The sequence below is a fragment of the Limnohabitans sp. genome, assembly GCF_031539105.1.
GTDB lineage: Bacteria > Pseudomonadota > Gammaproteobacteria > Burkholderiales > Burkholderiaceae_C > Limnohabitans.
Genome location: NZ_JAVKLM010000020.1, coordinates 1 through 3,749, shown reverse-complemented (window position 1 = coordinate 3,749; position 3,749 = coordinate 1). Strand labels below are relative to the sequence as shown.

Annotated in this window: 9 protein-coding genes; 1 reads left to right on the top strand and 8 read right to left on the bottom strand. The window is 51.5% G+C overall.

The genetic code is table 11. The annotated features are described in order from the left end of the window. Positions 1–18 precede the first annotated feature (18 nt). From RMR24_RS05695 to RMR24_RS05660, 8 genes are all read right to left on the bottom strand, one after another. Positions 19–501 (bottom strand): hypothetical protein, encoded by a 483-nt coding sequence (locus RMR24_RS05695; protein ID WP_310614119.1) that lies wholly within the window; start codon positions 499–501, stop codon positions 19–21. Continuing rightward, positions 498–710, bottom strand: a complete 213-nt coding sequence (locus tag RMR24_RS05690; protein WP_310614118.1) for a hypothetical protein — start codon at positions 708–710, stop codon at positions 498–500. Before RMR24_RS05690 ends, RMR24_RS05695 begins: the two co-directional genes overlap by 4 nt. After that, positions 707–1,075, bottom strand: coding sequence for a hypothetical protein (locus RMR24_RS05685; RefSeq protein ID WP_310614117.1), 369 nt, complete (start codon positions 1,073–1,075; stop codon positions 707–709). The genes RMR24_RS05690 and RMR24_RS05685 overlap by 4 nt, the downstream gene beginning before the upstream one ends. Next, the gene (locus RMR24_RS05680; RefSeq protein ID WP_310614116.1) at positions 1,075–1,218 is read right to left on the bottom strand and encodes a hypothetical protein; all 144 of its coding nucleotides are present in this window, start codon (positions 1,216–1,218) and stop codon (positions 1,075–1,077) included. The genes RMR24_RS05685 and RMR24_RS05680 overlap by 1 nt, the downstream gene beginning before the upstream one ends. Next, complete coding sequence (locus RMR24_RS05675) at positions 1,215–1,622, bottom strand: hypothetical protein (protein ID WP_310614115.1); 408 nt, start codon at positions 1,620–1,622, stop codon at positions 1,215–1,217. The genes RMR24_RS05680 and RMR24_RS05675 overlap by 4 nt, the downstream gene beginning before the upstream one ends. A 216-nt stretch (positions 1,623–1,838) precedes the next feature. Next, a complete protein-coding gene (locus RMR24_RS05670; protein WP_310614114.1) occupies positions 1,839–2,159 on the bottom strand; it encodes a hypothetical protein in 321 nt (106 codons plus the stop codon). A gap of 220 nt (positions 2,160–2,379) precedes the next feature. After that, positions 2,380–2,766 (bottom strand): hypothetical protein, encoded by a 387-nt coding sequence (locus RMR24_RS05665; protein WP_310614113.1) that lies wholly within the window; start codon positions 2,764–2,766, stop codon positions 2,380–2,382. 83 nt (positions 2,767–2,849) lie between these two features. Continuing rightward, positions 2,850–3,290: a helix-turn-helix transcriptional regulator gene (locus RMR24_RS05660; protein WP_310614112.1), complete on the bottom strand. Its 441-nt coding sequence runs from the start codon at positions 3,288–3,290 to the stop codon at positions 2,850–2,852. Positions 3,291–3,361: 71 nt separating this feature from the next. On the opposite strand from RMR24_RS05660, the gene RMR24_RS05655 reads away from it, so the two are divergent. After that, positions 3,362–3,577: a hypothetical protein gene (locus RMR24_RS05655; RefSeq protein WP_310614111.1), complete on the top strand. Its 216-nt coding sequence runs from the start codon at positions 3,362–3,364 to the stop codon at positions 3,575–3,577. Positions 3,578–3,749: the final 172 nt, after the last annotated feature.

The following is a 3,749-nucleotide window of genomic DNA, read 5'->3' as shown; positions in this document are numbered from 1 at the left end:
TGTTGCATGGTATTTGTCTCAGTTCAAAGTGGTGATAACGCGTCCGCCAGTGCTGCGAATTTCGCCCACGGCGGCATTGATGGCTCGTTTGAATTCGGCGGCGCTCAGTTGTTCGCACTGGTATTGGTAAAGCTCAACACCTGTGCTGACCGCATCAAGCTCTTGGTAGTAAAGGGCTGTTGATATCCATGTGCCGCTTAGGGATGCGCGTTGCGCAATGGTTTGCAAGGCTTTTTCGGCGCTGTGCAGGTGTTCGGCCAAGCCGCGAACAACACCCTGTGATTCAATTTGCAAGGCAATGTTGATGCTGCTGGCCAGCACGCACCAGTCCATTTCAGTTGCAACGCCTTCGCGTAAGTGCTTGTGCGCCTGATTGACAGACTCCATGATTCCTTGCAGCTCTTTGGGTGTGAACTTGGTTGCGTTGGCCACTGCAATGTCTAGTGGGGCGCGAGCAAGTGCAGGGCGACGCGGCGGTGTGTAGAACGCTTGGCGTGTCATGCGACCTCCGTTACGGGTGTTTGGTTTGTGGATTGCTGCACCACGGCGATGCGGGTGCGTGCGTCATCAAACGCTTGTGCGTAGATCTCGGCTGCGGCTGTGCCAAGTGGGTAGGGGCAGCTGACGTGGTAGCTTGTGTTGTGGCTTGCACGCGCATGCTCTTGCGCAAGCTGTTTGATTCTGCTGATAGATACGATGGGCTCTGTCATAACAATGCGCCTTGTCTAAATTGGTCGGGGGTTTCTGTTGGCTCTGCGGCCTCGGGGGTGATGGCGCTGGCGTTTGTGGCCACCAGCTTCAGCCCAACCAAAGGTGCTGTAATGGTCACAGCACCACCACGTCGCAGGGCTTTGGCATGCGTTTCGGCCAGTTTGTGTTCGTTGGGCTTGTAGACCTGCTCTGCACGCACTGGCATGTGTGAGCTGCTGTCGGTAGTGAACTCAATGCACAGCACCGGCACGGTGTGGCCATCGCCATCGAGCACTTTGTTGCGCACCTCGGCGTTGCGCACCAAGGTGCCTCGTAGCTCCATGTCTGCGTTGATGCGGCTTGGGTGTTGGTCGATGGTGTGCATTACTTCACCTTCATCAGCATTAGCAGGCCCATGATGTTGACCACGATTAGCGCGGCTTGAAACACGCGATGCGCGTTGTGGCCGCGTGGCGTGGCCTGCTGCACGAGGTTGCCTAAGTGGTCGAAGCTTTGGGCGTATTTCATGGCTGACCACCTTTTTGCAGCTCTGCTACCAGTTTTTTAGCAGGGTTAATTTCAAGATCGTGAGCAGCATCGAGCAGGCGTGATGCCAGTTCGCGTAGCTCTGCTGGACCAAGGCTCACCATCGACTCAAAACGGCAATGGGTGGTGTGGTTTGTCAACCTCAGCTCCGCTGTGTCTTTACAGGCATTTCTGTAGACATCGGCTTCGGCGGAGTGCGAGACACCGAAGGCATCGAGGCTTATTTCGATTTGAAGTTTGCGATGCGGTTCTCCGTTGCGAGAGAAGTAGCGTTGGTCTGCGTACTTAGCTTCAGGTGGTATGTAGGGCGGGAAGGGGATGTGGACGAAGTTGCCGTTTTGTGTGCAGTTGTCTGCACCAGCGTCAGTCGAGGTATTGGGGGGCATAGATGGCTCCAATTTCATTGATGGTGTGTTGGGCTTCCTTGCTATATTGCGATTTCCAAAAAACAACACGCAAAGGCTCAATATGAAAGAAGTGAATGACATGACAGACCAGTTTGATGTGCGACTGAATGCGCTGCATACACACCGTGCGCCTAAAGTTGAAATAGACGCTGCCATTTCTGTGTACGAACGCATGCGCACTGCGCGGTCTATTTGTCAGGCGCTACTGCCAGACGGATTTGGCGATGCGTCAGTCGTTGCTGTCGCGGTGGAGATTGGTGCCGAGGTACATGCCGCACAGGGTGCAGATTCTCTTGAGTAAGGGTTGCGCACACGCTTAGAACCGCCGCATTCTTGGCATGTAGACGACAGCGCGTCCTCATCCCACCAGGCATTGCAAGCACGCCCATCGGCTGCTTTGTATTGCACGTAATAGGTGTTGGCTGCGTTGGTGTATTCGGCGCGGCCTTTGACCACACCACGTTCGCCGCTGGTGGTGATGGTGACTTGCTGATTTAGCTTGAATTGAAATTCCATGATGTTCTCCACTACCGACTCGTGGGTGTCGGGGTGCCCATCGCACCAAACACTTTTTGCACAGGGTAAAGAGTTGTTGATTGGTGGGATGAATGAATTAAAGCATACTTTATTAAATATTACAAGCATGCTTTAAAAATAATTCATGCTTTCGATGCGAGACGAAAAAATACCCGCACAATGCGGGTATGGATTTGGTTGGTGATGGGGTGCCGGAGGTTTAGAGGCAAAGTCCTGATTGTTGGCTTCTCAGGCAGTAATCGATCACTACACCATTCTTGATAATTGCGGTGTATTGCTGAAATCCAGCATATCCGCCGTAGCTGTTTTTTGAGTTGACTGCGCCTTCTTGTTGGTAGCCGTAGTTCACTTGACCGCCAAGAATGGGTGACGCTTTGGTCCATCCAGCGAAGCATGGCCCTTTGCTGATGAATTGTGCACTGCTTGGGTCTTTGAGGGTGCTTTTAATGAATGCTTCTGCCGTAGCTTGGCATTGCGCTGGGGTCATTGGTGTACCGTAGTCGGCTTGGCTTATTTCTTCACGGGTAGGTGGAGTTGCGCAGCCTGCAAGTGAGGCGATAGCAAGTGCTGAAATAAGTTTTTTCATTTTTAACTCAAAAGTGACTAGAGGATGAATTTATATCAGAAAAAGTTATTTTACGGGTAAAAAAAATACATTCCCCACGCGCTTTATGCGGCGTGGCGGCTTTGCATGTTTCCCTTGGTGAGCAGCGCGATGAGGTCTTGCTTGGTGGTTGGGCGCATTGAGATGGCGAACATGCTTAGTAACGCAGCTGCTTCTTGACGCTCAACGGCGTCTAGCTGGGTGATGTGGTTCTCAATCGTTCGAAGCGCTTGTTCGGCAGTTGTGTATGCGTTCGATGTGTTCTCTTGAACTTGCTGGGCGCTAATTCGCTTCATTTCTCCGGTTCCAAGCGCGAGCCAGTCGGGGTTGCAGTCTAAAAATTTTGCGGCTTTGGAATTGTTGGCGGCAGTGAGTTCTTTTGTGTTTCCGTTTAGCACAGAGCCAACGGCTTGGACGGAGATTCCTAGTGCATTGGCAAGTTCTATTCTTGTTTTTTTTGCGACTGAGGTTGCTTTGAGTAGGCGGTCTTGGTAGGTGTCTAGCATGTAAGTATTCTTTCACCGCTTCGATAAAATATACTTGTTTTGTTGTTTAAAGTATGTTTTAATGCTGCATCATGAAAAAACAACAGGCCATTTCCCTGCTTGGGGGAAGTAATAAAAGTGTGGCTAAGGCCATTGGTATCAGTCAGCAAGCGGTTTCTTTATGGCCGGATGAGTTGACATCGGCCATCTCCGATCGAGTCGAGGCGGCTTACTTTCGGTTGAACGGTCAAAAAATTCCGGTTTCTCAGTCTCAGCAGTCAGGGGCGTCTGTCGAGGACGCGCCATGATGAACGGTGGTCAAACATTGGCCCTGCCAATCTGCAACAAGTGCAGGGGGTGTCGAATGGCTAAAAATTTTGTAGGTTGGCAGTCATTCCGAGACTGGATGTTTCGTCTCGATTCAATCCCCGAGCTTGAATTTTCCTGTAGCAAAGACGAAATAGAGAGTGCAGAGGTCAG

Excerpts from the sequence above, each read along its gene's own strand:
- RMR24_RS05695 (WP_310614119.1), bottom strand. The coding sequence starts at position 501 with ATGACACGCCAAGCGTTCTACACACCGCCGCGTCGCCCTGCACTTGCT.
- RMR24_RS05690 (WP_310614118.1), bottom strand. The coding sequence starts at position 710 with ATGACAGAGCCCATCGTATCTATCAGCAGAATCAAACAGCTTGCGCAA.
- RMR24_RS05685 (WP_310614117.1), bottom strand. The coding sequence starts at position 1,075 with ATGCACACCATCGACCAACACCCAAGCCGCATCAACGCAGACATGGAG.
- RMR24_RS05680 (WP_310614116.1), bottom strand. The coding sequence starts at position 1,218 with ATGAAATACGCCCAAAGCTTCGACCACTTAGGCAACCTCGTGCAGCAG.
- RMR24_RS05675 (WP_310614115.1), bottom strand. The coding sequence starts at position 1,622 with ATGCCCCCCAATACCTCGACTGACGCTGGTGCAGACAACTGCACACAA.
- RMR24_RS05670 (WP_310614114.1), bottom strand. The coding sequence starts at position 2,159 with ATGGAATTTCAATTCAAGCTAAATCAGCAAGTCACCATCACCACCAGC.
- RMR24_RS05665 (WP_310614113.1), bottom strand. The coding sequence starts at position 2,766 with ATGAAAAAACTTATTTCAGCACTTGCTATCGCCTCACTTGCAGGCTGC.
- RMR24_RS05660 (WP_310614112.1), bottom strand. The coding sequence starts at position 3,290 with ATGCTAGACACCTACCAAGACCGCCTACTCAAAGCAACCTCAGTCGCA.
- RMR24_RS05655 (WP_310614111.1), top strand. The coding sequence starts at position 3,362 with ATGAAAAAACAACAGGCCATTTCCCTGCTTGGGGGAAGTAATAAAAGT.